General features: G+C 70.2%; 48 protein-coding genes. 45 read left to right on the top strand and 3 right to left on the bottom strand.

Going from position 1 to position 21,379, the window contains the following annotated elements; genetic code table 11:
- The first annotated feature begins 23 nt into the window (after positions 1–23).
- The 19 genes from ABT154_RS21575 to ABT154_RS21485 all read left to right on the top strand — a co-directional run bounded on the left by ABT154_RS21575 (position 24) and on the right by ABT154_RS21485 (position 7,890).
- Entirely contained in the window at positions 24–1,157 is a 1,134-nt protein-coding gene (locus ABT154_RS21575; RefSeq protein ID WP_351858449.1) for a hypothetical protein, read from the top strand.
- On the top strand, positions 1,154–1,990 hold the full coding sequence (locus tag ABT154_RS21570) for a zinc finger domain-containing protein (protein WP_351858448.1): 837 nt from the start codon (positions 1,154–1,156) through the stop codon (positions 1,988–1,990). The genes ABT154_RS21575 and ABT154_RS21570 overlap by 4 nt, the downstream gene beginning before the upstream one ends.
- Positions 1,983–2,321 (top strand): hypothetical protein, encoded by a 339-nt coding sequence (locus ABT154_RS21565; protein WP_351858447.1) that lies wholly within the window; start codon positions 1,983–1,985, stop codon positions 2,319–2,321. Before ABT154_RS21570 ends, ABT154_RS21565 begins: the two co-directional genes overlap by 8 nt.
- Positions 2,318–2,626: a zinc finger domain-containing protein gene (locus tag ABT154_RS21560; protein WP_351858446.1), complete on the top strand. Its 309-nt coding sequence runs from the start codon at positions 2,318–2,320 to the stop codon at positions 2,624–2,626. The genes ABT154_RS21565 and ABT154_RS21560 overlap by 4 nt, the downstream gene beginning before the upstream one ends.
- Entirely contained in the window at positions 2,623–2,874 is a 252-nt protein-coding gene (locus ABT154_RS21555) for a helix-turn-helix domain-containing protein (protein ID WP_351858445.1), read from the top strand. Before ABT154_RS21560 ends, ABT154_RS21555 begins: the two co-directional genes overlap by 4 nt.
- Positions 2,875–2,899: 25 nt before the next feature.
- Positions 2,900–3,259: a hypothetical protein gene (locus ABT154_RS21550; RefSeq protein WP_351858444.1), complete on the top strand. Its 360-nt coding sequence runs from the start codon at positions 2,900–2,902 to the stop codon at positions 3,257–3,259.
- Between the two features lie 24 nt (positions 3,260–3,283).
- Positions 3,284–3,472 carry a hypothetical protein gene (locus ABT154_RS21545; RefSeq protein WP_351858443.1) on the top strand — a complete coding sequence of 63 codons (189 nt, stop codon included), beginning with the start codon at positions 3,284–3,286 and terminating at the stop codon, positions 3,470–3,472.
- 28 nt (positions 3,473–3,500) lie between these two features.
- Positions 3,501–3,911, top strand: a complete 411-nt coding sequence (locus ABT154_RS21540) for a hypothetical protein (RefSeq protein WP_351858442.1) — start codon at positions 3,501–3,503, stop codon at positions 3,909–3,911.
- Between the two features lie 83 nt (positions 3,912–3,994).
- Complete coding sequence (locus ABT154_RS21535; protein ID WP_351858441.1) at positions 3,995–4,189, top strand: hypothetical protein; 195 nt, start codon at positions 3,995–3,997, stop codon at positions 4,187–4,189.
- Positions 4,190–4,240: 51 nt separating this feature from the next.
- Positions 4,241–4,423, top strand: a complete 183-nt coding sequence (locus ABT154_RS21530; protein ID WP_351858440.1) for a hypothetical protein — start codon at positions 4,241–4,243, stop codon at positions 4,421–4,423.
- Positions 4,424–4,441: 18 nt separating this feature from the next.
- Positions 4,442–5,071, top strand: a complete 630-nt coding sequence (locus ABT154_RS21525; RefSeq protein WP_351858439.1) for a hypothetical protein — start codon at positions 4,442–4,444, stop codon at positions 5,069–5,071.
- The gene (locus tag ABT154_RS21520; protein WP_351858438.1) at positions 5,068–5,274 is read left to right on the top strand and encodes a hypothetical protein; all 207 of its coding nucleotides are present in this window, start codon (positions 5,068–5,070) and stop codon (positions 5,272–5,274) included. The genes ABT154_RS21525 and ABT154_RS21520 overlap by 4 nt, the downstream gene beginning before the upstream one ends.
- Positions 5,271–5,648 (top strand): HIT family protein, encoded by a 378-nt coding sequence (locus ABT154_RS21515; RefSeq protein ID WP_351858437.1) that lies wholly within the window; start codon positions 5,271–5,273, stop codon positions 5,646–5,648. The genes ABT154_RS21520 and ABT154_RS21515 overlap by 4 nt, the downstream gene beginning before the upstream one ends.
- Before the next feature lie 46 nt (positions 5,649–5,694).
- On the top strand, positions 5,695–6,021 hold the full coding sequence (locus tag ABT154_RS21510) for a hypothetical protein (RefSeq protein ID WP_351858436.1): 327 nt from the start codon (positions 5,695–5,697) through the stop codon (positions 6,019–6,021).
- A complete protein-coding gene (locus ABT154_RS21505; RefSeq protein WP_351858435.1) occupies positions 6,018–6,326 on the top strand; it encodes a hypothetical protein in 309 nt (102 codons plus the stop codon). Before ABT154_RS21510 ends, ABT154_RS21505 begins: the two co-directional genes overlap by 4 nt.
- A gap of 61 nt (positions 6,327–6,387) precedes the next feature.
- Positions 6,388–6,570, top strand: coding sequence for a hypothetical protein (locus tag ABT154_RS21500; RefSeq protein WP_351858434.1), 183 nt, complete (start codon positions 6,388–6,390; stop codon positions 6,568–6,570).
- A complete protein-coding gene (locus ABT154_RS21495) occupies positions 6,570–6,866 on the top strand; it encodes a hypothetical protein (protein ID WP_351858433.1) in 297 nt (98 codons plus the stop codon). Before ABT154_RS21500 ends, ABT154_RS21495 begins: the two co-directional genes overlap by 1 nt.
- Before the next feature lie 68 nt (positions 6,867–6,934).
- On the top strand, positions 6,935–7,237 hold the full coding sequence (locus tag ABT154_RS21490; RefSeq protein ID WP_351858432.1) for a hypothetical protein: 303 nt from the start codon (positions 6,935–6,937) through the stop codon (positions 7,235–7,237).
- A 35-nt stretch (positions 7,238–7,272) separates the two neighbouring features.
- Positions 7,273–7,890 (top strand): hypothetical protein, encoded by a 618-nt coding sequence (locus ABT154_RS21485; RefSeq protein ID WP_351858431.1) that lies wholly within the window; start codon positions 7,273–7,275, stop codon positions 7,888–7,890.
- Between the two features lie 101 nt (positions 7,891–7,991).
- Here the strand turns inward: ABT154_RS21485 and ABT154_RS21480 are convergent, their stop codons facing one another.
- From ABT154_RS21480 to ABT154_RS21470, 3 genes are all read right to left on the bottom strand, one after another.
- Positions 7,992–8,336 (bottom strand): GIY-YIG nuclease family protein, encoded by a 345-nt coding sequence (locus ABT154_RS21480; protein WP_351858430.1) that lies wholly within the window; start codon positions 8,334–8,336, stop codon positions 7,992–7,994.
- Positions 8,333–9,817 (bottom strand): peptide deformylase, encoded by a 1,485-nt coding sequence (locus ABT154_RS21475; protein ID WP_351858429.1) that lies wholly within the window; start codon positions 9,815–9,817, stop codon positions 8,333–8,335. Before ABT154_RS21475 ends, ABT154_RS21480 begins: the two co-directional genes overlap by 4 nt.
- A 109-nt stretch (positions 9,818–9,926) precedes the next feature.
- Entirely contained in the window at positions 9,927–10,163 is a 237-nt protein-coding gene (locus tag ABT154_RS21470) for a hypothetical protein (protein ID WP_351858428.1), read from the bottom strand.
- 212 nt (positions 10,164–10,375) lie between these two features.
- Here ABT154_RS21470 and ABT154_RS21465 point away from each other — a divergent pair, with 212 nt between their 5' ends.
- From ABT154_RS21465 to ABT154_RS21340, 26 genes are all read left to right on the top strand, one after another.
- The gene (locus ABT154_RS21465; protein WP_351858427.1) at positions 10,376–10,693 is read left to right on the top strand and encodes a hypothetical protein; all 318 of its coding nucleotides are present in this window, start codon (positions 10,376–10,378) and stop codon (positions 10,691–10,693) included.
- On the top strand, positions 10,690–10,851 hold the full coding sequence (locus tag ABT154_RS21460) for a hypothetical protein (RefSeq protein ID WP_351858426.1): 162 nt from the start codon (positions 10,690–10,692) through the stop codon (positions 10,849–10,851). Before ABT154_RS21465 ends, ABT154_RS21460 begins: the two co-directional genes overlap by 4 nt.
- 14 nt (positions 10,852–10,865) lie before the next feature.
- Positions 10,866–11,024, top strand: coding sequence for a hypothetical protein (locus tag ABT154_RS21455; protein ID WP_351858425.1), 159 nt, complete (start codon positions 10,866–10,868; stop codon positions 11,022–11,024).
- Positions 11,025–11,133: 109 nt separating this feature from the next.
- A complete protein-coding gene (locus ABT154_RS21450; protein ID WP_351858424.1) occupies positions 11,134–11,379 on the top strand; it encodes a hypothetical protein in 246 nt (81 codons plus the stop codon).
- Positions 11,379–11,762, top strand: a complete 384-nt coding sequence (locus ABT154_RS21445; RefSeq protein WP_351858423.1) for a RapZ C-terminal domain-containing protein — start codon at positions 11,379–11,381, stop codon at positions 11,760–11,762. Before ABT154_RS21450 ends, ABT154_RS21445 begins: the two co-directional genes overlap by 1 nt.
- 140 nt (positions 11,763–11,902) lie before the next feature.
- A complete protein-coding gene (locus tag ABT154_RS21440; RefSeq protein WP_351858422.1) occupies positions 11,903–12,070 on the top strand; it encodes a hypothetical protein in 168 nt (55 codons plus the stop codon).
- 95 nt (positions 12,071–12,165) lie between these two features.
- Positions 12,166–12,399, top strand: a complete 234-nt coding sequence (locus ABT154_RS21435) for a hypothetical protein (RefSeq protein WP_351858421.1) — start codon at positions 12,166–12,168, stop codon at positions 12,397–12,399.
- Positions 12,396–12,557 carry a hypothetical protein gene (locus tag ABT154_RS21430; protein WP_351858420.1) on the top strand — a complete coding sequence of 54 codons (162 nt, stop codon included), beginning with the start codon at positions 12,396–12,398 and terminating at the stop codon, positions 12,555–12,557. Before ABT154_RS21435 ends, ABT154_RS21430 begins: the two co-directional genes overlap by 4 nt.
- Before the next feature lie 9 nt (positions 12,558–12,566).
- The gene (locus ABT154_RS21425; protein ID WP_351858419.1) at positions 12,567–12,776 is read left to right on the top strand and encodes a hypothetical protein; all 210 of its coding nucleotides are present in this window, start codon (positions 12,567–12,569) and stop codon (positions 12,774–12,776) included.
- 18 nt (positions 12,777–12,794) lie between these two features.
- Positions 12,795–13,097, top strand: coding sequence for a hypothetical protein (locus ABT154_RS21420; RefSeq protein WP_351858418.1), 303 nt, complete (start codon positions 12,795–12,797; stop codon positions 13,095–13,097).
- Positions 13,098–13,118: 21 nt separating this feature from the next.
- A complete protein-coding gene (locus ABT154_RS21415; protein WP_351858417.1) occupies positions 13,119–13,418 on the top strand; it encodes a DUF7739 domain-containing protein in 300 nt (99 codons plus the stop codon).
- A complete protein-coding gene (locus tag ABT154_RS21410; protein WP_351858416.1) occupies positions 13,418–13,957 on the top strand; it encodes a DUF6919 domain-containing protein in 540 nt (179 codons plus the stop codon). The genes ABT154_RS21415 and ABT154_RS21410 overlap by 1 nt, the downstream gene beginning before the upstream one ends.
- Complete coding sequence (locus ABT154_RS21405; protein ID WP_351858415.1) at positions 13,954–14,172, top strand: hypothetical protein; 219 nt, start codon at positions 13,954–13,956, stop codon at positions 14,170–14,172. Before ABT154_RS21410 ends, ABT154_RS21405 begins: the two co-directional genes overlap by 4 nt.
- Before the next feature lie 25 nt (positions 14,173–14,197).
- Positions 14,198–15,586: a hypothetical protein gene (locus ABT154_RS21400; RefSeq protein WP_351858414.1), complete on the top strand. Its 1,389-nt coding sequence runs from the start codon at positions 14,198–14,200 to the stop codon at positions 15,584–15,586.
- Positions 15,587–15,594: 8 nt separating this feature from the next.
- Positions 15,595–17,628, top strand: coding sequence for a hypothetical protein (locus tag ABT154_RS21395; protein WP_351858413.1), 2,034 nt, complete (start codon positions 15,595–15,597; stop codon positions 17,626–17,628).
- A gap of 275 nt (positions 17,629–17,903) precedes the next feature.
- Complete coding sequence (locus ABT154_RS21390) at positions 17,904–18,092, top strand: hypothetical protein (protein ID WP_351858412.1); 189 nt, start codon at positions 17,904–17,906, stop codon at positions 18,090–18,092.
- Positions 18,089–18,484, top strand: a complete 396-nt coding sequence (locus ABT154_RS21385) for a hypothetical protein (RefSeq protein ID WP_351858411.1) — start codon at positions 18,089–18,091, stop codon at positions 18,482–18,484. Before ABT154_RS21390 ends, ABT154_RS21385 begins: the two co-directional genes overlap by 4 nt.
- A gap of 86 nt (positions 18,485–18,570) precedes the next feature.
- Positions 18,571–18,762: a hypothetical protein gene (locus ABT154_RS21380; RefSeq protein WP_351858410.1), complete on the top strand. Its 192-nt coding sequence runs from the start codon at positions 18,571–18,573 to the stop codon at positions 18,760–18,762.
- A gap of 70 nt (positions 18,763–18,832) precedes the next feature.
- Entirely contained in the window at positions 18,833–19,021 is a 189-nt protein-coding gene (locus ABT154_RS21375; protein ID WP_351858409.1) for a hypothetical protein, read from the top strand.
- Between the two features lie 105 nt (positions 19,022–19,126).
- On the top strand, positions 19,127–19,306 hold the full coding sequence (locus ABT154_RS21370; RefSeq protein WP_351858408.1) for a hypothetical protein: 180 nt from the start codon (positions 19,127–19,129) through the stop codon (positions 19,304–19,306).
- A 40-nt stretch (positions 19,307–19,346) separates the two neighbouring features.
- The gene (locus ABT154_RS21365; protein WP_351858407.1) at positions 19,347–19,538 is read left to right on the top strand and encodes a hypothetical protein; all 192 of its coding nucleotides are present in this window, start codon (positions 19,347–19,349) and stop codon (positions 19,536–19,538) included.
- A 37-nt stretch (positions 19,539–19,575) separates the two neighbouring features.
- Positions 19,576–20,145, top strand: coding sequence for a DUF6197 family protein (locus ABT154_RS21360; protein WP_351858406.1), 570 nt, complete (start codon positions 19,576–19,578; stop codon positions 20,143–20,145).
- Positions 20,146–20,169: 24 nt separating this feature from the next.
- Entirely contained in the window at positions 20,170–20,307 is a 138-nt protein-coding gene (locus ABT154_RS21355; RefSeq protein ID WP_351858405.1) for a hypothetical protein, read from the top strand.
- A 127-nt stretch (positions 20,308–20,434) separates the two neighbouring features.
- Entirely contained in the window at positions 20,435–20,674 is a 240-nt protein-coding gene (locus ABT154_RS21350; RefSeq protein ID WP_351858404.1) for a DNA-binding protein, read from the top strand.
- 56 nt (positions 20,675–20,730) lie between these two features.
- Positions 20,731–21,084, top strand: coding sequence for a hypothetical protein (locus ABT154_RS21345; protein ID WP_351858403.1), 354 nt, complete (start codon positions 20,731–20,733; stop codon positions 21,082–21,084).
- Between the two features lie 59 nt (positions 21,085–21,143).
- Positions 21,144–21,377, top strand: coding sequence for an HNH endonuclease (locus tag ABT154_RS21340; protein WP_351858402.1), 234 nt, complete (start codon positions 21,144–21,146; stop codon positions 21,375–21,377).
- Positions 21,378–21,379 lie beyond the last annotated feature (2 nt).

Genomic DNA, 21,379 nt, shown 5'->3' with positions numbered 1-21,379 from the left:
TTACTTCAGGAAGCAGACCTCCCATGGCACGTGGCCACGGCCGGATCCTCTCCAGCATCTGGGAGGACGGCGACTTCATCTCCCTCGACGAGCAGCAGCAGCGGCTCTTCTTCTTCCTCATCTCCCAGCCGAACCTCAACCACGCCGGTCTGCTCCCGCTCACCCTGCGCCGCTGGTCCCGCAAGGCCCGGGGTCTCACCTCGCTGGAGCTGGAGAAGCGTCTGGACGCTCTGGAGGCCGCGCGCTTCGTCGTCATCGACGAGGACACCGAGGAACTCCTCATCCGGTCCTTCGTCCGCAACGACCGCGTCTACAAGCAGCCGAGGGTCATGGGCGCCATGGTGTCCGACGCTCTGGAGATCTCCTCGAAGCACCTGCGGAGGGCCCTCCTCGACGAGATGGACCGGATCCCGCTCGGCGAACTGAGCGACGAGCCGACGAAGTACCGCGGCGAGGAAGGGCCGTCGATCCGGACCCAGATCGCCACCCACATCCAGGACCTTCGCAAGGCGTTCGGAGACCCCACACCGGACCCCTCCGGAAGGGGTTACGCAACCCCCTCGGGATCCCCTTCGACAACCCCTTCGGCAACCCCCTCCGATACCCCTTCCGAAGGGGGTGACCAGGGGGATCCGAGACCCTCTACGCGCGGGCGCGCGCGGGCATCACGCGCGCATTCCCCTTCCCCTTCCCCTTCCCCTACCCCAGCCCCGGAAGAGAGAGGGGTCGCTGCGGAGGTCGGTCAGGGCGAGATCGTCGTGGTCACCGAGGCCGACTTCGTCGGAGCGGCAGAAGCCGCCCCTGAAGTCGATGCCGAGACCGTCAGCGCCCAGACGATCGTCGGCGAGTGGCTGAGTCGCGTGAACAAGCGGCCCCCGAGCAACGTCATCGGCCAGACCAGCAAGCAGATCAAGAAGCTGCTCGACGAAGGCATCGAGCCGGACGACATCCGAGCCGGCCTCAGCCGCTGGATGCACAAGGGCTCCGCCCCCTCCGCGATCCCCAGCTTCGTCAACGAGGCCATGAACGCCGCCCCCCAGCCAGCGGCCAACGTCTTCCGGCTGCCCACCGGCCAGCCCCTCGTCGGCACCGACGCGAAGGCCGCCGGCTGGCTGGCCCTCGCCGAACAACTCCGCCAGGAAGGAGACCCCGCATGAACGCCGACGAGGCAGCAGAGCTCCTCGGCCACTGCTCAGGCTTCGACAACCGGCAGCCCTCCATCGTTGCTGCCAAGTCCTGGGCCTCGGCCCTGTACGACGTGCCCCTCGACAACGACACCAAGGCCGCCGTCGCCGCCTACTACGCGACCCCGCCGCAGAACCCGAACGACCGTCTGTGGATCCTGCCCCACCACGTCCGCACCCTCCGCTCCAAGATCCGGTCCGCCCGGCTGGAGAACTTCCAGTACGAGCCCCGCCCCGACGAGACCACCGGCGAGTACCTCGCCCGGTACCGCGGCCAGGTCCAGGCCATCGCCAGCGGTCGTTTCCCGGCCCCCACCGGCAGGCTGCAGCTCGAAGGCGGACCCCACCCCCGCGTCCTGGACGGGCTCGAAGCCCGCGGCTGGGGCGGCAACCGGTCCGTGCCCGACGACGAGGCCGCCGCCATCCCCCAGCCCCGGCTGGCCGACACTGTCCGCCGCCCCGGACCGCTCGGCGTCATCTGCCCCGCGTGCTCGGCCGAGCTCGGGCACCCCTGCAAGGGCCCTGTCGCCACCGCCAAGCACCCGCTGGGCAAGCCTCTCGCCAAGCCGCACACCGCCCGGCGACGGGCCGCGGCCGGCGAACCGGAAGTCGAGCGTGCCCGGCAGGCCGCTGAGGAAGAGCGAGTCCGCGAAGCCTCACGCCTGGCCCTCGCCCGCATCGAGGCCGAGCAGGCCGAGCGGGAAGCCGCGGCCGCAGCCAAGCAGCCCACCGCCGCCTCCGAGAGCCCGGCCGAGCAGGCCATTCCGGACGCCGAGATCGTCGATGAGGAGCCCGCCGATGAGTGACGACTTCAGCACCGAGGACATCGCGGCCATGCGACGCGAGGGCGACCTGTCCAGCTTCCTCCGCGAACAGCTCCGCGCCGGACGGGCCCAGCGCGACCAGCCCGCCATCCCGGCCCCTCGGAGGCCCACAGGGCGCCCGCCAGGCGCCTGGCCGGCAGGCACCACCCCCGCCGAACGCCAGCCCTCCAGGCACACGGCAGCCGACTGGACCCGCGCCCTCGACGAGTACCGCGAATGGCTCCGCACCGCTGACCACCCCGAGCTCATGGACCAAGGCCAGATCTGCGGCTGCACCGGCTGCACCCCGCCCACCCGCAAGGAGGACCAGTGACCATCCGCCCCGCCGCCCCCATGCCGAACGAACTCCGGCACTTCATGCGCGCTGGCCAGCACCCCGCCCGCTCCGTCGCCTGCCCCCACTGCGCCGCCGCCACCCACCGGCCCTGCCGCGTCATGTCCAGCGGCCGCACCCTCACCGACATCCACCCCGCCCGACGCTCCGCCTGGGCCGAACTCACCGCCGTCTGCCCCCACTGCCAGGTCGCCCCCGGCACCCCCTGCCACACCGACGGCATCCCGCTCCCCGACCAGGTCCACGCCCGCCGCTACCTCGAAGCAGAGGAGATGGCCGCGTGAAGATCCGGACCGACATCGCCGCCCTGGTCCGCGCTGGCCACTCCGACGCCTCCATCGCACTCCGCCTCGGATGCGGCCGCGGCACCGCCAACCAGACCCGCCGTGCCCTCGCATCCCTGGCCCGCCTGTACGCCGAGGCAGCCCCGACCGGACAGGTCCGCGACTACCGGCCCGAACGGATGCCCACCTCGCCCGCACAACAAGCCGCCAACCGGGCACGGCTCCTCGCCGCCCTCACCGCCGCCTGACCCGCTCCCGCGAAGGAGACACCCCATGACCACCGTGACGCCCCTCGACTCGCTCGTCGACAAGCCCTCCATGGCCGGCATGTACTACGGCATCGGCGTCTCCGACTTCGGCGAGGACGGCGGCATGATCGCCCTCGGCCACCACACCCCCCGCCGCGCCCTCGCCGTGTTCAACGCCCACGCCCGCCGCCACTGGGGCATGCGCAACCTCGCGGACGACCGGAACGCCCACGCCCAGCCGTGGCTCGACGTGATCGTCACCCGCTGGGCCCTCTTCCGCCGCCCCGACCCGTCGCAGGGCGAACACCCCGACTGGCTCTGGTACGCGGAGTCCACGGTGCCCGGCACACCAGACGCGCAGCCCGTCACGATCCTCACCGCCTGACCCGACCGCCACGAAGGAGACCCCGTGCGTAGCAATCGAACCGCCACTGTCCAGACCACCTGCGACAACGAGGACTGCACCGCCTACGCGATCACTGCCGGGCTGTCGGCAACCCGCGAGGAGCGGGACGCCAAGCACCGCCGAATGCTGGCCGACGACGGCTGGACGGACCTGGAGGGCCGCGACTACTGCCCCGACCACCCCGCCGCCTGACCCGCCCACCACGAAGGAGACACACGACATGACCGAGAAGCCCACCCCCAAGGCCACCATCACCCTCGACACCACGGGCGACCCCGAGTTCCCGATTTACCAGCTCAGCATCAACGCCATGCTCGACGAGACCCACGGCCACGGTTACCGGCTCATGGGGCCCAAGTACATCGGTCGGTCCCGGAACCTGCGGACCGAGAAGCTGACGCAGCGTGACGCCGACGAGATCCGCGCCGTGCTGGACGAGGCGTTCCCGCTGGGCCTGCGCACCCTCACCCCGCTGGAGCACGACCGCGCCTGGCATGCCATCGAAGGCACCGCCGGAGCCGAGGACGCCGACCCCGGGACCGTCCTCGCCGCCGTCCTCCGCGCCCTCCGCATCAACGCTCCGACGGCCGAGGACGAGACGGCCGCCATCCTCCGCAAGCGCACCGCCTGACCCCGCACGCAAGCCGGCCGCCCCGCAGGCGAAGTGCGGGGCGGCCACCCACAGCATCCCACCACCAAGGAGCAGCAGCCCCCATGCGAATCGGCCCCCGCACCGACGAGTACGAGAACCACGTCCAGCACTTCTGGAGCCGCCGAATCAACGGCGCCCGCTACAGCTTCGTCCACGTCAAGGTGTCACGCCTTGGCCACCCGTACATCGCCGTCTCGCGCGACAACGTGCCGATCCGGTGCACGTGCCGCCGCTCCGACTGTCCGACCCCCGCCTGACCTTCACCCCGTCGGGCCGTCCTCCGGGACAGCCCCCACCAAGGAGCCCTCGTGTCCGCTGGCGTCATCCCCACCATCCGCTGCGACCACCACGACCCCGCCGGCGAGCAGTGCGACGCCGAACGGTTCGCCCCCGTGACGATGCCCCACCACCGCGCCCTCCGCGCCTTCCTCCGCGCCCAGGGCTGGCGCCGCCGCCGCGACGGCCGCGACCTCTGCCCCGACCACGCCTGACCACCAGGAGCCGCCACCATGACCGAGCCCATCCGCACCCTCACGCCGCTGGAGCACGACCGCGCCTGGCACGCCATCGAGGGCGCCGAGGATCCCGACCCCGGCACCATCCTCGCCGCCGTCCTCCACGCCCTGCGCATCGTCCCGCCGACCGTCGAGGACGAGCAGGCCGCGAGCCCCCGCCTCCGGGACGCCGCCCGCACGGCCGCCGCCCGCCAGACCAAGCCCGCCGTCGCGTACAGCGACGGCAAGGGACGCGCCTACTGCGTGCGCTGCGCCCGCACGGTCGAGGCCGCGAACGCACCTCTCACCGTCGACCACGTCGACCACTGGGAGCTCTGCCCGAGCTGCGGGCGCCACGTGGTCGACGTCGCCCGCCAGACCACCGGACAGGACGACACCGAGCCGAGCTCCAGGCCGACAGCAGCCGTCACGCTGGCCACGCCGTGCGACAACTGCGACCACGCACTGAACTGGCACGGGAACCACGCCGCGTGCATCTTCGCTTTCTGCGGCTGCGGGCGGTTCCGTGCGCCCGAGCCCGCTGTCGGGCAGCCGGCCGAAGCACACGACACCGACGCCCAGCCCGACGCCGAGTTCGCGCTCGTGCGGGAGACGACCACCTGGACCGTGGAGGACGAGCGATGACCCAGCCCACCACCAACGAGGCCCGCGCCCGCCTGGCCGCCCTCATCGGCTACGAGCCCGGCGAGCACGACGCTTTGTTCGAGTCGCACCTCGACACGTACCGGGCCGCCGTCCTCCGCGAAGCCGCCGATCGGTTCGCCGCGTTCGACCTCCACACCGAAGCCGCAGCGCTCCGCCGGATGGCCGAGGAGGCCCGCTCATGACCACCCCCGCCGCGCCCTGCCCGTTCTGCGAGATCAACACCGGCCGCGCGCCCGCCACGTTCGTGCACGAGTGGTCCGACGCCTTCGCGATCACCCCTCTGAACCCCGTGGTCGAGGGGCACACCCTCGTAATCCCCAAGACCCACGTCACCGACTTTGCCGAGAACCCCGACGTATCCGGGGCGACCGCGCGGCGGGCGGCGCAGCTCTGCCGCGACCTGGACCTGGCACACGCCAACCTCATCACCAGCAAGGGCCGCGAGGCCACCCAGTCCGTGTTCCACCTCCACCTGCACCTGGTGCCGCGCGCCGAGAACGACGGTCTCGCGCTGCCCTGGTACAGCGGGCGCACCCGAAAGGCAGACACCCGATGACCCAGCCCAGCCTTGGCCAGCACCAAACCCAGGAGATGACCTGACCATGGACAAACACCAGCGCCGCGCCCGCGCCATCCGCCTGCGTCAGGAAAACCCCCTGCCCCACCGACGCCTCGGCAACCTCCACGAGAAAATCCTCCCGGACCTCGACGCCATCGACGCCGCCACCACCGACCCGGTCGTCCGCGCAGCCACCGCCCGGATCCGCGCCACCCTCGGGCCCCGGCCCGACACCCCATGCGCGGCCACCCAACCCGACTCTGCGGGAGGCGCCCCCTACACCTGCTCCCACACCATCCACATCGACGGCTCCCCGCACTTCGACGAGCAGCGCCAAGTGCACTGGCTCCCCACCCAGGAGACCCGATGACCCAGACCCCGGACCGGCCCGGCATCGACCACCTCACCAGCGATGGGCTTGACCAGCTGTACGGCGAGCGAGACCTGACCCGCCACCTTCTCGCCAAGGTCAGAGAGACCAGCGCCGAACTCATCAACCGCGAGCAGCTGCGTGCCGAGCGGGCCGAGGCCACCCTCACCGCCGTGCGCGCCGAGCTCGGCGCCATCGAGCAGGGCCACAAGCACCTCGACTGCGAATGCGAAGCCGAAGCATCCGCCGCCGTGATCGCCCGCATCCTCACCGTCCTCGACCAGCACGGCCAGACCCCCGCGTAACCCCAGACCCGCCCGGGGCGCGCCACCTACCGGCGCGCCCCGACCCCCCGCAAGGAGCACCGTGACCACCACCTGTGAACCCCTCTGGCTGGACGGCTGGGAGCAGGAAGCCGACGAGAAGGCCAGCATCCACCGCCGACAGCCCCGGCGCCGGGCCAAGAAGATCCCCGCCGACTACGGCCGGCCCTGCAGCCGTCCTGACATACCCAGCCGACGAGCCGTCGACGTCATCAGGAGTCTGTGATGGCCAGACACATCACCACAAAGCAGCTGCTGAACCTTGTCGACCGAGCCGAACGCGGACGCCTCTCCACCGAGGAGGCCGTGCGGCTCCGGTCCGGAATTGTTCAGCTCAAGACCGACCGGGCCTCCCTGCAGTCGCGGCTCCGCGTACAGAGCCGGCGCACCAACGAGGCCACCACCGAACTCAAGGCCCTCCACGGCCTCATCACGCGAAGCCAGGAGCGGGGCGTGGCTCAGGTTCCCGTCTGGGCCGTGGCCGCACTACTCAGCGACGAACCGAACCGGGAGGCAGCATGAACCCCAACACGACCCCGCCAGAGGGACTGTGCGCCCGCTGGAGCGACTCAGAGGCAGAGCAGGTATCCGTGGAGGTTCGACCGGAGAACGGGCCGCAGACGGGCACGCAGGGGCTTCGCGCGCCGGATGCGGAGCTCCACGCCCGACGCGCCGGCGAGGACCAGACCCTCATCGATCAGATCGCCGCAGCGATCTACGAGTGGTCCTGCCAGCCGCACAAGTGGCCAGACGCGCACCCCCACGACGTCCTCGCCTACCGCGGCGACGCACACGCCGTCATGGCAGCCGTCGTTCGGCCCCTCCTAGACCGTGCCAAGCAGGCCGAGGCCGCCGTGGAGCGCGCCCGCGCCGCCCTCGACGCCACCGCCTGACCGTCCCGCCCCGCACTGCCGCAAGGAGAGCCGCTGTGAACGACCTGCCCACCTGCACCTGCTGCCGCCGCGATCTCCGCGACTACGAGGCCGGCCGGTACGCCTGCACCCCGTGTGAGGACCGCATCGCCGTCCATCTCGGCGCCATCCCCGGCCTGTTCGAGCGGCTCGACGACCACCTCGCCCGCGGTTCCGCCATTGGCCCGGCAGTCTCCGGCAGCAAGGCCGCGCCCGCCCCGTGCCGCATCGACGTGCTGAACCTGCGCACAGCGGCCGGTCCCGCCCTCGCCCCGCTGGAGACCTGGGTCCGGGACTGGGCGGAGGGCGGCTACGCGGAGATCGGTGAGCGCGGCAGCTCCGTCGCCCGCGTCACCCACGCCTGCCGCACCCTCCGGTTCAACCTGTCCCAGGCCGTCGCTAGGCACGAGGCACTGGACGAGTTCGCCGGCGAGGTGGCCGCTGTGTGGCGCACGCTCAGCCGCATCGTCGACGGCGACACCCCGCCCCGCCGCATCGCCGTCACCTGCCCCTGCCAGCAGACCATCCGCATCACCCTCGACACCCGCGGCGAGACCTGCCCGGGGTGCGGAGTGGAGTACGGGCACAGTGAGGTGCTGCGGCTGCCGTTGGCGGAGAGGCGGGCTGCGGCGTAGCCGCCTCGATAGGGTGGCCGCCGATCCGGAGGCAGGAGACGCAATGGGTGATCAAGACCTTTCAGACCTCATCCGCCGTGTCCAAGATCAGCGACCCCGACTCACCCAAACGTTCTCCGGGTGATGCCGCGCGCGTGCCGGAGGTTGTCCAGCGCCTTCTGCGTGGCCTGCAGGACAGGGTCGCGGCGCTGGTTGAACCTGCTGTTGAAACGGGGCTTCTCCTGCTTGATGGCGAGCTTCTCGGCGTCTTCGGCCTCCGCCCTGGAGTCGAACCAGCCCACGCGGCGGCTGGCTGCGAGGGGGTACCAGGTGTCGGCAGCCGTTACGGCGTGCTCGTCTCTGCGTCGATCTGGGTCGTCGCTGATGCCGATGTACAACAAGCTGTCGGCTTCGTCGTAGTAGCGGTAGAGAGCCGTCCTGCCGTCGGCAATCCGGGGACCGGTCATCGCCCCTCCGCCTGGTAGGTCCACTGGCTGCCGGTGCCCCTGTACTCGGACACCGGGATGGGTTCGACGCCTGGCCGCATCTTCGACCGGTACAGCTGGCCGTGCAGGTGGTCGACCTCGTGGGCGACGAGCCGGGCGTGGCCACGCTCGAAGATGGTGATGTGCTGCTGGCCGTCGATGCCGGTGTGCTCGACGCTGATCGACATCGGGCGAGGCACCATCCCGCGGACGTCGAAGAAGCTCAGGCAGCCCTCGTACTGCTCGTCGAAGCCGCCGGCCTCCTCGATGATCCGGGGGTTGAAGAGCGTGATCGCCTCACCCTCCGGCGTGCGGATGATCGCGACGGCGCGGTTGATACCGATCTGCGGAGCGGCGATGCCCATGCCCTTGCCGAAGTTGTGGACGCCGGACGCCCGGTCGGCGGCGGAGTTCAGCTCGGCCACGACGCGGCGAGCGTCCTCAGCCTCGTCCGGCAGCGAGAACGGTCGGGCAGGGGTCGTCAGGATCGGGTCGCCCTCCTGGACGATGCCGATCGCCTGCATGCGGCCACTGGCCGTGTCAGCGGTCAGGTGAGTCTCCTTGATCGGTTTGGCCCGGAACTTCCACTCCAGGCGGAAACGTGCATGAAGGGGTGGTTCGTCGGTACTCCAGGAGAACACGCGGCGCCCGCCCTCGGCGGCCGAACGGACGGGATTCCGGAAGGGATTGCCGGTCGCGGTCATCGTCGTCTCGGTACCCCACACCGCCGGCTCCAGCTCGGCGGGGAAGTCGAGGGAGACGCTCAGGCGCTTCGTCGGCAGCCGGACCGCGCGCTGGAACCAAGATCCCCATTTGGTGTCCTCGACGGTGTAGCTGTACTCCAGCCACGCCGACTCGCCGGGGTACAGCGGGTAGCGCCCGTCCTCGTTCTCGAAGAGAAGCCACAGTTCCTTGAAGGCGTCGCGGTCGTGCTGCACGCGCCAGCCGATCGGTTCGCCGTCGACGCTGGCGCTGAGGTTGATCTCTTCCCACGTAAGCGGGTTCTCGCGGTAGTGGGCGTTCGATCGCTCCGGGTCCCCCGGGTAGCGGTCCACAGAGATCCGGATGAGGTAGCTGGTGATCGGCTCCGTGCCGCCGTTCAGCAGTAGTCGGCGCTGGGTCGCCCGGTACACGCGGCCGTCGTAATGCAGCGACGTGTCCTCATGCTCGACGATCAGGCTCGACAGAGGATCGGGCGCCGGAGTCGGGCGGGGAACCTCGGCCTTCGACTTCGCTCCGAGCGCCTGGAAAGCCCGCCGGATCGCGCCGCCGGCCTGGAGGTGCTGGTCGGCGAGCGCGGCGAACTCACGCGACGGCAAGAGCAGGCCGTTCTCCACCTTTGAGATGTACGACGGCGCGTATCCAACCAACTGCGCGAGCGCCTTCTGAGACAGGCCGCGGACGTCCCGCCAGCGCTTCAGTTCGGCAATGAACTCGTCCGTCGCTAACGCGCGGTCCGCCATCGCGTCCCCCTGTGAGTGTGAGTGATGTGTGAGTGATCGGCGCTCAGGCTGTTGTCACAGCTTGCGATTGAGGTGTCCTGAGGTCGGCCACTGAAGCGACCGAAAGGAGTTACTCACCCTCGCCGGCTACAGCGGATCGACGCTCGGACCATGGGCCGGCCGGCGGGCGTTCGGGGAGCTTGGCTCCCGGCTGGCGCATGTACCAGTCCATGAACTCCTTGATGACTCGGCTGCGAGGCGGCCGGCCAGTCGGATGCACGGAACCGGCGGCATCACCGAAGTCGTCCCACACGCCCTTCAAGGTCCGGACCTTCGCCCAAATCTCCTTCTCGCGGTCATCACTCATGTCGCGAGGTTAGTGGCCGTGACCACGACCTGCAACATTCAGGCCACATCAATCGTGGCCACTAAAAGTTTGCGCACCTGCTTGCGTCGTGGCCACCAATGGGTCTAACTTGGTGGCCACAAGGCAGCTTCGGAAACGAAGCAGCCCCGCCCGGTGCGACAACACCAAACGGGGCCTAGGCCGCACCCCCTTCATCACAAGGGAGTACCACCATGAGCACTACTGTACCCACTCGCACCTGCGAGAAGAGCTCTACCCCCCTCACCACCGCCCGTCTCCTCTCGGCCCCGCTGCCGGAGCTGCTGGCGGAGGCGGGCGCGGAGATCGTCGACGCGCCGTTCGAGTTCGACGCCTTCGAGGGTGTCGCCCTGAAGTACCACGCCGGCCCGATCCAGGTCGTCCTGCCGAAGGCCCGCAGTGCCGCCCACCGGGACGCGATGGCGCGTCTCGTCGTCGGCCAGCTCTTCGGTGCCGACCTCGGCCCGCTCCCCGCCTCGCTCGAGGTCCGCACCTACGGTGGCGAGCAGTGAGCGCCCCCGCGGTCGAGGCCGCCATCGTCGTCCCGCAGCGTCGTCGGATCGCCGTCGGCAAGAAGATCGGCCGTGGCCCGTTCGTGGTCGAGATGTCCGCTGCTGACAAGGCCGCTCACGCCGCCGCCTCGCACGTCCGCACCAAGCCGGCCCGGTGATCGCCGTGTACGAGATGTCTGCGGCTGACCGTGCCGCTCACGCTGCCGCGACCTACGTCCGCCGGTCCGACGCCCCCGTTCGCCGCACGGCTGCTACGCCGCTGACGGACGAGGAGCGCGAGGAGCTGTCGAAGAAGCTGGCCGAGCGGAACAAGAACAGCTCCCGCCGCTAGTCCTTCCTTCCGCCGCCGTCGCGACACCCCGTTGTCGGAGTCGGCGTCCGGCCAAGGCGTCTGCCGGCCCTGCACATCCCCGTCCTTCATTCCAGCCCTAGGAGTCTTCATGAGCAGGAACCGCACCAGCAGCGGTAAGGCCTACGACATGAGCAAGGTCCGCACCAGTAGCGGGAAGGTCCACGACTTGAGCAGGAGGTGCGACGGGGAGCTCCTTCATCTCGCCGAATACCTCGAGGACTACTGCCGCGAATTCGAGGCGGCGGGCGAGGTCATGGCGTACCGCGTCATGATCCAGGAGTTGGGTGGCAAGCAGTGCAAGGACCGACTCTGCTGCGTCACCCCCCGCCGCTAATGGCCGCCGACGTCGTAGTCGTCTCCTTCGGGTACGGCCACGGGGCCGCCCCCGACGCCACGATCACTCTCGATCTGAGGCACGCGTTCCGGGATCCGCACGTCGACCCGCGTCTCCGCTACATGACTGCGGTGGACCGCCCGGTCCGGGTGGCTGTCCTTCGCACCCCGGGGATCCGGTCGCTGCTCAAGTCGAGCGTGGCGCAGGTGCAGGCCTTCCGTCAGGGGCCGTCCGCCGGTCAGATCGTCGTTGCCGTCGGTTGTGTCGGAGGCCGGCACAGGAGTGCGACGGTCGCCCACTATCTCGCTCGACGTCTGCGCCGCCGCGGGCTTCAGGTCGACGTGCATCACCGGGATCTGGCGAAGCCGGTCATCACCCGCTAGCCCCCCGTACTGCCGGGGCCGGCAGTCCATCCCCCTGCTGCCGGCCCCGGCCACCCACCCCACTCCGCACCTCTGCCACGAGGAGATTCGCCATGCCCGAGACCACCAGCAAGCCGGCTACTCAGGACTTCCACTAGGTCATGACCGTCCAGACCCAGGACGGCCGGGTCGCCACCCGCGAGGCCCTCATCACGGTGCCCGTCGGCTTCACCGCCTCCGACGCCTACAAGTTCGTCATCGACCAGTTCAAGGCGGACTACGGCTCCGTCGTGGTCCTGTTCTACGCCCTCACCCCCAACCAGCTCTGACCCGCCCAGCCCCGGACCCGGCGTGACGCTGCCGGATCGGATCCGGCCCGGGGCACTCCACCCGACCATCCCGCACGCCATGAAGGAGACCCGCCATGCCCGCTCTCGCCCTGATCCCGTCCGACGGCCCGTCCGAGCAGGAGCTCGCGGAGGCCGAGGCCACGGTCCGCGCCGGCATCGTCGCCGACTACGTGCTCGCCGTCCGCACCCGTGACCTCCTCGGTCAGCTCGCGGCCGAGTACCTGGCCAAGCAGATCGACCAGTCCACCGTCGACGGTCCGCGGCTCCTCGACGAGCTCGCCGGCCTCAACTTGCCCGCCGCGGCGTGATGGTCACCGCCGACCAGGCGCTCGCCGCCGCGGCCTACGGGCTCACGGTCCTCGCCGCCGAGAAGCAGGCGGGCGGCAACCCGGCCACCGACGAGCAGCTCGACGCCCTCCTCGACGCGGCCGCCCTCATCGCCCGCGACATCCCCGACCACTGCTAGGAGCCCGTCGTGCGCCTCATCCGCCTCGCCGTCTCAATCCTCATCGTCCTCGGCCTGTCGCTGATCGGCCTGTACCTCGGCCCGGTTCTCGCCGAGGCCGCCGACCTCACCGACATCCAGGCCGGGCTCATCACCGGCGTCGTCATCACCTGGGCCACGTTCCAGGTCAACGCGATGCTCTCCGACTCCGAGCCGGCCGCCACCACCGACCAGATCTGACCCGAAAGGAGCCCTGCCATGGGGCTGTTCAGCCGCAAGACCCACGAGACCGCCGAGCAGAGCTATATCCGCGCCGCAGCCGCCCAGCAGGCCGAGATCGCCCGCAAGCGGGCCTACGCCGCCGACCAGGAAGCCCAGAAGCAGCAGATGACCGCCGACGTCTACGGCCGCCCTGGCGCCGACTACCACGACCCCGGCATCGCCGCCGAAGCCGTCGCCAAGCGGGACGCCGCCCTGGGCCGCCGCGATCGACACCGCCAGGACGCCGACCGCCAGAAGCAGATCGCCACCCAGCCTCCGGCCAAGCGTCGCTGGCTCTGACCACCCCGAAAGGAGCCCGTCATGGGCTACCGCATCTCCCACAACGGCACCCAGTCGACCCTCTCCGCCCTCCAGATCGAGAACCTGGGCAAGGAGGTGAAGCGCGCCGCCGGCTTCACCGACTGGCGGACCCTGAAGCCCCTGTTCGCCCCGCGCCGCGACGGCTACGAGGAGATCGATCCGAAGCAGGCCAGCCGCTACGGCAACGCGCTCCTCAAGTCTGCCGCCAAGATGCCCGACGACTGGGCGCAGATCGCCCGCCAGATCGGTCAGTCCGCCCAGGCCGCCGCGTCCGCCAACGAGATGTGGGTGTGGTCCTGATGAGCGACGTGTGGCGTAGCGCCCGCACCATCGACGACCTCGGCCAGAACATGGCCGCCTGGCTGGAAGGCCGGGTCCCGAACTGGCCCGGTTACGACGGTCCGTTCGGCCAGGAGGAGACGAACGGCGCCCGGCACCTCGTGCCGACCCTGATCGCCGCCAACAAGGCCGGGTTCGTCACTACCGAGTCCCAGCCCGGCGAGATCGGCGGCGGATACCGGCAGCGCGCGTTCGTCGAGGGCGTCGTCCACGACCACAGCCCGATCCTCGGCCGCCTCCTCGGCCTGCAGCATCACGGCCTCACCGTGGTCTGCGGCTGGCCGAAGCAACAGATCGTCCTCACCGAGGACGCCGGCCGCCCGTTCAGCACACTCGGCGGCTGGAAGATGCGCCGCAACGACATTCACTACAACTGGCGGGGCGTCGGCCGGCAGGCTCTGCGCGAGCTGAGGGAGCACGGCGTCAAGCTCCACATCATCGACACCGACTGGGGCCGTGACGACCGCCTGTGGCCCGCGCTGGCGGGAGCGGTCCGGTGAGCCTCGGCTGGCTGATCGGCCTCACCCGGGCCCGCGTCTTCCTCATCTTCACCGGCCTGGCATGGCTCGTCGGTCTCCAGGTCCCGTTCCTCACCCGTCTCGCTCTCGTAGTCCTCGCCGCTGCTGCCGTCGCCTTCGACGGCTTCCTCGACGGCCAGAGGACCCGCACCCCCACCCAGACCTCCACCATCCCGCCGCAGCGGACCCCCGCCTAACCAACCCCCGAAGGGATTGATTGCCGTGAGCAGCAGCTACCGCTCCTGGGAGGAGCGCGAGGCCGACGCCACGAAGACCCGCGCCGAAGCAGCACTGCTCGAAGCCCGAGCCGAGGCCGCCAAGCAGGAACTCGGCGCTGGCGCGTCCAAGACGGCGACCGAGCAGCTGGCCGAGGAGGTCAAGCAGGCCCGGCTCCGCAAGCAGCTCACGGCCGTCCAGGACGACGCCGCCGACGACAAGGCCCTGCGCAACGAGAAGCGCCGTGAGGTCGCCCTCGACAAGGGTGCCCTGTTCAAGCAACTCGTTACGGTCATCTTCGTCCTCGGGCTCCTCGCCTCTCTGCCGTCGCTGATCACGTACTTCCTCGGCCTGCGAGCCGAGAAGGGACCCGACGAGCCGGCGCTGTACCTGCTGCCGGTGCCGTTCTTCTTGGAGCTCCTTGCCTTCACGGCGGTCAAGGGCACCCAGTGGGCGGTGCGGAAGGGCTTTGCCCGCTGGCCGTTCTGGGTCCTCACTGCGGCGCTCGCCGGGTTTGCCGGGTTCATCAACGGCGCGAAGGGCGCCGAGCTGTTCGGCCCGATCGCCGGCCTCGCGCTCGCCGCGACCTCGATTGTCGGCCCGGTCCTCGTCGAGGTCCGCGAGATCATCGAGGCCCGGACCGTGGGCGACAACCGGGACGCCGCCCAGCGTGCCGCCGACAAGGCCAAGGCCCGCGCCGAGGCCGCAGCGAAGAAGGAGAAGGAGCAGCAGGAGAAGCGGCAGGACGCCGACCGCAAGACGATGTTCCCGAAGCAGCACGAGGCGTACCTGCGGATCCTCGCCTCCGTCCCGGCCGGCTCCATGGACCGCAACGAGGCGTGGGAGGAAGCCGGCGCCGCCGTCCGCTTTCCCGACGTCCACGACCGGATGCTGTCGCTCATCGCCCTGCCCGGTGCGCCGTCCCGCCCGGAGGCGTTCGCCGCCTCGTGGCGTGACCTGTACGGCGGCCCGCTCGGCGTCACAGCGAATGTCCTCGACCGCCGGTTGAAGGCCGAGGCGGACCTCGCCTCCGTCCTGGAGGCCGCCGAAGTCACCCCCGAGCGGGTTGCGGTCGAGCAGCTCCTCGCCGACCTGTTCCCGACCCGAACGGGAGGCGACGAGGGCCCGGCCGGCGCCGTTACCAAGAAGGGCCCCCAGGGTCCGTCCAAGACGCCTGGAGCCCTTGCGGGTAAAGGGAAGCGGCCAGTTCGCCAGCAGGCCGCCCACGAGGCCGTGAGGCCCCTCGAAGCTGTGCACGTCGAGCAGGTCAAGAAGCTCGCCGAAGCCCTTGGTGGAACGGACCGTCTCAGTGTCCGCAAAATCCGCGAGGCCGTCGGCTGCAGGACCGAGTACGCGATCCGACTCCGCGACACCGTCCAGTCCGAGCAGAGCTGAGGCCCGCCATGACCACCGCAGCCCACACCCCGCAGGACACCGAGCGGCCGACGCTCACCATCGTCAAGGACAACGCGCCCAAGCCTGTCGAGGGCACGGTCGTCGAGCACCAGGGCGACGCGGTCGCCACCCGACCCGGATGGATGCTGTCCGCCAGTGAGCAGGCCCGGCTCGGCCGGAAGCACGCCGCCGACAACTGGCTGTACGTCGGCTGGGCCACCCGCGGCTACTGGCGGCTCGCCAGCCGCTGGGCCGACGGCTTGCGCGACGACTACCCGCAGATGATCCGCACCGCCCGCGCCGACCTCAAGGCCGCCCGCGGCAACAGCGACGCCGAGCAGGCCGCCAAGCGAAACGTGCAGCGCCTCCGCGAGGCCTACACGCACCACCGGCTCGTCTACGGCGCCAAGACCGGCGCCTGGGTGGGCACCACCGGCCTCGCCGGCAGCATCGCAGTCGCCACCGGAGGCGTGTGGACCAGCCTCCTCCTCGGCATCGCCACCATCGGCTACGGCGCCTGGCGCGGCCAGCCCAGCATCATCGCCGCCGAAGACGACCCCGGACGTATCGAAATCCTCTCCGAGGAAGGCGAGCCGTTCCCGATCGCCGACGCCACCAACCGCACCGAAGCCGCCGAATGCGTCCGCCGGGCCCTCGTCTCCGAAGGCATCGCGGTCGCCGAAGTGGAAGCCGGCCGCCGCTACGACTGGGGCTGGGAGATCAACGTCCGCCTCAAGAAGGGAACCCCCGCCGACCTCATCGCCAAGGCCGGCGACCTGGAGACCCCGCTCGACCTCCCCGTCGACGGACTCCTCTGCCAGCCGCTTCGCACCAGTCGGGCCCGCGCCACCCTCCGCCTCGTCGAAGGCGACCCGTTCGTGAGGATGCCGGCTCTGCCCGACCGGGCCCCGAACAGCCTCCGACTGCGGGACAAGGCGCTCCTCGCGCTGCGGATGGACGGCCAGAACACCGAGATGTCGTTCCTCGGACTGCACTTCATCGTCATCGCCTCGTCCGGCGGCGGAAAGTCCGTCACCATGAGGTCCATCGGCGATGTCCTCACCGCCTGTGAGGACACCGTCGTCATCGACCTCGACCCGGGCGGCAACGGCCTCGAACCGCTTGCCGAAGCGGTCGGCGTGCGGGTCGTCGGCGCCGACCAGATGCATCTCATCGAGGCTGTCCTCGAGCGGCTCCTGAAGATTGCCAAGGCGCGGGCCACGCTCCTCGGCAAGCTCGGTATGGACGACAACTGGATCCCGTCCCGCGAGTACCCGGCGATCGTCGCGCTCATCGACGAGTACCCGCAGCTGTCTCAGAAGGCCAAGGCCATCGTCGTCGCCATCCTCCGTGTCGGCCGCAAGGCCCGCGTTCAGATTGGCCTCGCTGCCCAGGAGGCCACGAAGGACTCCATCGGTGCCGCCATCGCCGACAGTATCGCCCTGAAGATCGTGGGCCCCTCGCGGCACCAGGACATCGTGCAGGTCCTCGGGGCCGGTGCCGGCGCCAACGGCTGGCGGCCCGACCGGCTGCACCCCGCCCAGGGCATGGACCCGGCAGACGCCGGCAAGGCCTACATCATGGGCGGAGGGTCGGCCGACCCTCTCATCCACAAGTTCATCGCCATGAGCCGAGACGAAGGCAAGGCCCGCGCCGCTGAGCGTGCCGCCGCCGGCCGACCGTGGATTGACGACATCTCCCTGGAGGCCGCCGGGGTTACCTTCGATGACCTCCACACCGTCAAGCCCAGCACCGCCCTTCCGGAGGCTGTTGAGCTCGCCCGGCTGGCCTTCACCGCCAACGACGACCCGGAGCGCATGACCAGCGAGGAGATCTACGAGTACGTCTCCTCCGCCTCCGAGACGTGGGCCCCGCAGGAGGACGAGGACCAGGCGAAGGCCATGGCTCGCTTCCAGGACGCCCTCCGCAAGCAGGCCGCCCAGCTCGACCCGAACGTCGACATGAAGACCAAGCAGTGGCGCGGAGGCCGCGGCTACTACCTCTCCACGATCGACGCCCTGACCGCCGAATCGGCGCCCTAGCCGGCTCCCGGCGGGTGTGACGCCGCAGGTCACGGCCGTGACGTACCCCGTGACGGGGGCGTGACAGCCCCTTCCAGGCCGTGACGCGTCACACCCCCGTCACACCCTCCCGCAATGCGCTGACCTGCGACGTCACGGGCCGTACCAGGCCCCGTCACGCCCCATATGTGAAGAACATCCCGACCTGAAAGGAGACCCCGACGGACGGTCTCAGGCCCACCTATCACCGCACCCGAGCCGACTCCGAAGCCCTCGCCGCCGCCATCCAGCCCGGCATGAGCCTCTACATCCACCACGACGGCCGCGACCACGAGTTCACCGTCACCGGCGACACCGGAGCCCTCCGCAACGCCCCGCTCCTCGCCCCAGCCAGCCACAGCACCGCACGCATCAGCCTCCACCAACTCCTCGCCATCTACGGCGCCATCCACACCCAGCCACCCACCGAAAGGACCCCGACATGAGCCTCAAGCCCTACTACCAGGCCACCCGCGGCGGCGAGAAGAGCCTCCTTCGCGACATCAAGCCCGGCGACCAGCTGTTCGTCATCAACGAGCACTCCGACCGCGGCAAGACCTACAGCGAGTGGGTCGTGACCAACAAGATCGACTGGCTCGGTCACCGCGAGGTCGAGTCGCCCAGCCACGGCGGACGCATGACCGCGCAGAGCCTGCTCCGCAAGGAGCGCGAAGTCCTCACCCAGCGACCCAGCCACCTCCCCAACCTCGGCGTCCGGGACAACCACAGCGCGTACACCGAGGAAGCCCACCGAGCCGCCAAGCTCGCCGGCGACCTCCACGCCAGGGAAGCGTCCGCCTCCATGTCCGAGCGCTACCGCCGCCTGGCCCGCCGCTGACGGACTGCCCGCTGCCCAATCCGCCCGCCACGCACGGGCGGTGAGGGGAGCCGGGACAGCCCCGAGCCCAGGAAGGACGCCACCCCATGTTCGGACGCAAGGCCGCTCAGAAGCTCGACAACGCAGCCGCCGCCCTCCACGACGCCGGCGAGAAGGTCGCCGGCAAGGCAGGCGGCCGAGCGGGCAACGCCGTCGCCAACGCCGTCATCGCCCCCATCCGCCGCCAGATCGACGAGAGCTGCACCAACTGCAGCCGCGGCAAGTGCAAGAAGCACTGACCGACCACTCGCCACTCCCGCCGCCGTGACTGGCGGTGGGAGCACCCATCACCCACACGAAGGAGAACCGATGACCAAGCCGAGCATCGCCGACCGCATCGGAATCGCGCTCCACAACGGCGCCGTCCGAGTCGCCGGCACGACGGGCGCCAAGGCCGCAGCAGCGCTCTCCAACGCTGTCATCGGACGCCACCTGGAGGAGTGCGACGACCGCTGCGGCAACTGCGGAGAGACCGAAATGCTCCGCCGCCAGCGCTGACACAACCATCCGCCGATCCGCTAACCCGCACCGGCACAGATGCTCTCGGGCGGCGAACAGCACCCGAGAGCGCCCCGCCCGCCCACCGCTAGAAGGAGACCCCATATGGGATCCGCAGACCGATGGCCCGACCTCACCGGCAAGACCTGGGCCAACAAGACCACCCCTGAGATGACCGACGCCGAGGTCGATGATGCCCGCGCCACATTCGAAGCAGTCGGCCGCAACGACTACGAGGCCGAATGGCTGCGCCGCCACGGCTTCCCCGAGAACTACGGCATCTGACCTCGCCCCGGCCCTACATCACCCACCAAGGAGCACCCCCATGGACACCCCCACCCTGCACGGCCTCGAACTGTCCCACGGCGACCACGTCGGCACCGACGCCCAGCCGCGCTGCTGTGCCCAGGACATGACGCTGAACCCGCTGATGAGCGACGACCTCACGTTCAAGTGCGGTAGCTGCTCGACCGTCGTCGTCATCGACAACCAGGGCCTCGTCTTCGACATCCGCTGACCACCCACACCCGAGACCTCACCGAAGGAGAGCCGCCATGGCAGCGTCCACCGCCATCCGCCCCGCCGACCTGGCAGTCGACGCGGCCACCCTCATCGCCGACATCGAGGCCTACCTCGCCGCACAGGCGCCCAAGACCGCGCACCCGCTCGTCACCAAGACCACGGCGGAGCTCGTAGCAGAAGCGCTCCACGCCCCGGCCACCGAGCCCGACAACACGGCCCCGGCCCTCGCCGCCCCCGCACGCTGGTGGCGGATCATCCCCGACTGGGCGCTCGCCCTCACCCCCGCCCGACGCCTCCACGGCGCCGGCCGCCAGATCACCGTCACCCAGCACCTCGAACTCACCGCGCTCGTCATCCAGCAGTACGGCCACCACCGCGGCGGACTCCGATCCCGCTCCGGCCGCCGCTGCATCCTCGGCGCCCAGGCCGTGCTCTTTCGCCTCGGCTACGGCGACGAGAACACCGCCATCGCCGCCGGCCGGGCCATGCAGAGCGTCCTCACGCGCCGCGGCATCGAGGACGCCTACCACGCCTGGAACGACAAGCCCGAGCGGACCGCCGACGAAGTCCTGTACCTGATCCGCGAAGCCACCAACGGATAGCCCGAAGAGAGAGAAGCTATACCTATGACCGACAACATGCCCTGCGGCGAGGCCGGCTGCTTCTGCCACGGTGCCGGGCCCGAGCATGCCGACTGCGCCTGTGGCTGCGACTGCCCCCGCTGCTGGGACTGTCAGCAGAAGACCGACAACTGCGACTGCTGACAGCAAGCTGGAAAGTTGAAGCTTGCAACGAACTGTCCGTGAGCGTAAGGTGTGCTTCGCTGGACACTTTGTGACTCCCGAAGGCCGCCCATGATGGGCGGCCTTTCGCGTTCCCGCGGAGGTGACCATGCCCGGAGGCCCCGCGCTCGTCGACGACGAGACCCTCGCCTACTACACGGGCCGCCCGGCCTCCACGATCCGCCGCTGGCGAGCCGAAGGACGCATAGCCCAGTACGGCAGCGGGCGAGGCAAGGTCCTCTATGACGCCCACGAATTCGTTGCCGCAGAACGCGACGAGTGGACCGGCGAGGTATTGAAGGTCGGCGGCATCCCCGAGTTGATGGACTTGCAATCCAGGGCCGCGTAGGTCACAGCACGGCTACACCGACCCTGTGGCATCCTCCGGTCCGGCACGCTGGCCCGATGCGCAGACACACCGCCGTCGCCGCGACCCTGCTCCTCGCCCTCGTCGGGTGCAGCGGCCAAGAGGCCAGCACCACGCCGACCCCTGCGGTCGCGACTACAGAGCCGGGGGTGTTCCCGGCCGAGCAGCGGCAGGTCTGCGTCGACGCCTGGGCCGTCACCATCGGCAACCGCCCGGACGACTTCAACCCCGAGACCGACACCGACCCCACGCCCGAAGCGTGCACCGGCATCCCCGAGTCCGACTGGGTCGACGCCTACATGGACGGCCTCTTTCAGTCCAACCGGGCAGCACGCGACGCCGCGCAGGAGCGCAGCGACGCCGAAGCATCCAAGGACGCCCAGAACCCGTGATCCGCAAGGAGGCGCCCGTGGCCGGCAACCCCCGCAACGGGCGCCCCTACCGTCGGCTGGTGGCAGCACAGAAGGCCAAGGGTCTGCCCTGCGCGCGCTGCGGCGGCTACATCAACCCCAACCTCGACCCGCGGTCACCCTGGAGCTTCACCCTCGACCACAAGGTCCCCCTCAGCCGCGGAGGCAGCCTCCTCGACCCCGCCAACGCCCGCTCGATGCACAGGCGGTGCAACAGCGCCAGGGGCAACAGGACGGGCACCACAGCACCGCTACGCTCGTCCCGGAGGTGGTAGCC

It is taken from the genome of Streptomyces sp. NPDC001728 (genome assembly GCF_040297565.1).
Classification (GTDB): Bacteria; Actinomycetota; Actinomycetes; order Streptomycetales; family Streptomycetaceae; genus Streptomyces.
Note: the sequence above shows the minus strand (reverse complement) of the source record. Positions and strands in the feature narration are given on the sequence as shown.

Excerpts from the sequence above, each read along its gene's own strand:
- ABT154_RS21415 (WP_351858417.1), top strand. The coding sequence starts at position 13,119 with ATGGGCTACCGCATCTCCCACAACGGCACCCAGTCGACCCTCTCCGCC.
- ABT154_RS21540 (WP_351858442.1), top strand. The coding sequence starts at position 3,501 with ATGACCGAGAAGCCCACCCCCAAGGCCACCATCACCCTCGACACCACG.
- ABT154_RS21410 (WP_351858416.1), top strand. The coding sequence starts at position 13,418 with ATGAGCGACGTGTGGCGTAGCGCCCGCACCATCGACGACCTCGGCCAG.
- ABT154_RS21395 (WP_351858413.1), top strand. The coding sequence starts at position 15,595 with ATGACCACCGCAGCCCACACCCCGCAGGACACCGAGCGGCCGACGCTC.
- ABT154_RS21380 (WP_351858410.1), top strand. The coding sequence starts at position 18,571 with ATGTTCGGACGCAAGGCCGCTCAGAAGCTCGACAACGCAGCCGCCGCC.
- ABT154_RS21390 (WP_351858412.1), top strand. The coding sequence starts at position 17,904 with ATGAGCCTCTACATCCACCACGACGGCCGCGACCACGAGTTCACCGTC.
- ABT154_RS21535 (WP_351858441.1), top strand. The coding sequence starts at position 3,995 with ATGCGAATCGGCCCCCGCACCGACGAGTACGAGAACCACGTCCAGCAC.
- ABT154_RS21385 (WP_351858411.1), top strand. The coding sequence starts at position 18,089 with ATGAGCCTCAAGCCCTACTACCAGGCCACCCGCGGCGGCGAGAAGAGC.
- ABT154_RS21480 (WP_351858430.1), bottom strand. The coding sequence starts at position 8,336 with ATGACCGGTCCCCGGATTGCCGACGGCAGGACGGCTCTCTACCGCTAC.
- ABT154_RS21495 (WP_351858433.1), top strand. The coding sequence starts at position 6,570 with ATGGCCAGACACATCACCACAAAGCAGCTGCTGAACCTTGTCGACCGA.
- ABT154_RS21420 (WP_351858418.1), top strand. The coding sequence starts at position 12,795 with ATGGGGCTGTTCAGCCGCAAGACCCACGAGACCGCCGAGCAGAGCTAT.
- ABT154_RS21450 (WP_351858424.1), top strand. The coding sequence starts at position 11,134 with ATGAGCAGGAACCGCACCAGCAGCGGTAAGGCCTACGACATGAGCAAG.
- ABT154_RS21455 (WP_351858425.1), top strand. The coding sequence starts at position 10,866 with ATGTCTGCGGCTGACCGTGCCGCTCACGCTGCCGCGACCTACGTCCGC.
- ABT154_RS21365 (WP_351858407.1), top strand. The coding sequence starts at position 19,347 with ATGGACACCCCCACCCTGCACGGCCTCGAACTGTCCCACGGCGACCAC.
- ABT154_RS21565 (WP_351858447.1), top strand. The coding sequence starts at position 1,983 with ATGAGTGACGACTTCAGCACCGAGGACATCGCGGCCATGCGACGCGAG.
- ABT154_RS21355 (WP_351858405.1), top strand. The coding sequence starts at position 20,170 with ATGACCGACAACATGCCCTGCGGCGAGGCCGGCTGCTTCTGCCACGGT.
- ABT154_RS21440 (WP_351858422.1), top strand. The coding sequence starts at position 11,903 with ATGACCGTCCAGACCCAGGACGGCCGGGTCGCCACCCGCGAGGCCCTC.
- ABT154_RS21570 (WP_351858448.1), top strand. The coding sequence starts at position 1,154 with ATGAACGCCGACGAGGCAGCAGAGCTCCTCGGCCACTGCTCAGGCTTC.
- ABT154_RS21470 (WP_351858428.1), bottom strand. The coding sequence starts at position 10,163 with ATGAGTGATGACCGCGAGAAGGAGATTTGGGCGAAGGTCCGGACCTTG.
- ABT154_RS21375 (WP_351858409.1), top strand. The coding sequence starts at position 18,833 with ATGACCAAGCCGAGCATCGCCGACCGCATCGGAATCGCGCTCCACAAC.
- ABT154_RS21370 (WP_351858408.1), top strand. The coding sequence starts at position 19,127 with ATGGGATCCGCAGACCGATGGCCCGACCTCACCGGCAAGACCTGGGCC.
- ABT154_RS21435 (WP_351858421.1), top strand. The coding sequence starts at position 12,166 with ATGCCCGCTCTCGCCCTGATCCCGTCCGACGGCCCGTCCGAGCAGGAG.
- ABT154_RS21350 (WP_351858404.1), top strand. The coding sequence starts at position 20,435 with ATGCCCGGAGGCCCCGCGCTCGTCGACGACGAGACCCTCGCCTACTAC.
- ABT154_RS21575 (WP_351858449.1), top strand. The coding sequence starts at position 24 with ATGGCACGTGGCCACGGCCGGATCCTCTCCAGCATCTGGGAGGACGGC.
- ABT154_RS21505 (WP_351858435.1), top strand. The coding sequence starts at position 6,018 with ATGACCCAGACCCCGGACCGGCCCGGCATCGACCACCTCACCAGCGAT.
- ABT154_RS21445 (WP_351858423.1), top strand. The coding sequence starts at position 11,379 with ATGGCCGCCGACGTCGTAGTCGTCTCCTTCGGGTACGGCCACGGGGCC.
- ABT154_RS21510 (WP_351858436.1), top strand. The coding sequence starts at position 5,695 with ATGGACAAACACCAGCGCCGCGCCCGCGCCATCCGCCTGCGTCAGGAA.
- ABT154_RS21475 (WP_351858429.1), bottom strand. The coding sequence starts at position 9,817 with ATGGCGGACCGCGCGTTAGCGACGGACGAGTTCATTGCCGAACTGAAG.
- ABT154_RS21525 (WP_351858439.1), top strand. The coding sequence starts at position 4,442 with ATGACCGAGCCCATCCGCACCCTCACGCCGCTGGAGCACGACCGCGCC.
- ABT154_RS21550 (WP_351858444.1), top strand. The coding sequence starts at position 2,900 with ATGACCACCGTGACGCCCCTCGACTCGCTCGTCGACAAGCCCTCCATG.
- ABT154_RS21520 (WP_351858438.1), top strand. The coding sequence starts at position 5,068 with ATGACCCAGCCCACCACCAACGAGGCCCGCGCCCGCCTGGCCGCCCTC.
- ABT154_RS21345 (WP_351858403.1), top strand. The coding sequence starts at position 20,731 with ATGCGCAGACACACCGCCGTCGCCGCGACCCTGCTCCTCGCCCTCGTC.
- ABT154_RS21465 (WP_351858427.1), top strand. The coding sequence starts at position 10,376 with ATGAGCACTACTGTACCCACTCGCACCTGCGAGAAGAGCTCTACCCCC.
- ABT154_RS21360 (WP_351858406.1), top strand. The coding sequence starts at position 19,576 with ATGGCAGCGTCCACCGCCATCCGCCCCGCCGACCTGGCAGTCGACGCG.
- ABT154_RS21515 (WP_351858437.1), top strand. The coding sequence starts at position 5,271 with ATGACCACCCCCGCCGCGCCCTGCCCGTTCTGCGAGATCAACACCGGC.